Source organism: Micromonospora sonneratiae, assembly GCF_042679305.1.
In the GTDB taxonomy this organism is placed as follows: domain Bacteria; phylum Actinomycetota; class Actinomycetes; order Mycobacteriales; family Micromonosporaceae; genus Micromonospora_H; species Micromonospora_H sonneratiae.
Map to the genome: position 1 here is coordinate 1 of NZ_JBHTMP010000177.1, position 537 is coordinate 537.

A 537-nucleotide genomic window follows, 5' to 3' on the forward strand; every position below is an offset into this window, starting at 1 on the left:
TCGAGTAGGTGGTGGGCCCGTCGTTCGGGCATGAGCCTGTTGAACTGGTCCGGGTCGATCTGTTGGTGGATTTCGATGGCGTGTTTGGCTTCGCCGAGTTCGATGGCGGTGGCGGCCCGGTGGAGTTGGAGACTGGTGGGGCCGAAGGCGGTCCAGTAGTGGTTGTGGTCGCCGCCGAGTTGGTTGGCGGCTCGGTCTGCTGCGTTGAGGAGTTCCTCCACAGTTGGCTGATCGCCGATGTGGGCGGCTGCGGTGGCGGCGTGTAGGAGCAACTGCCCGTACACGGAGGTTTGTTGTGGTGTGACGGCCCGCCGCCGGTCGGGGACGTGGTGGCTGGCGGTCCCGACGCTGATTTCCAGTGCGGCGCGGTGGCGGCCGAGGGCGGTCAGGGCGCTGCTGATGCGGCAGGTGGCGATGCCGGTGAGTAGTGGGTCGTCGCAGCGGTGGGAGATGGCGATGGCCCGATCGGCGGCCAGCCAGGAAAGTTGGTGTTCGCCGAGTTTGTTCAGGGTTGATGAGGTGATCTGGTAGATCTGC

Annotated in this window: 1 pseudogene; it reads right to left on the bottom strand. The window is 65.7% G+C overall.

Features of this window, described 5'->3' with window-relative positions:
• Positions 1-537, bottom strand: a pseudogene (locus ACFQ4H_RS34955) (helix-turn-helix domain-containing protein); the annotation flags it as partial.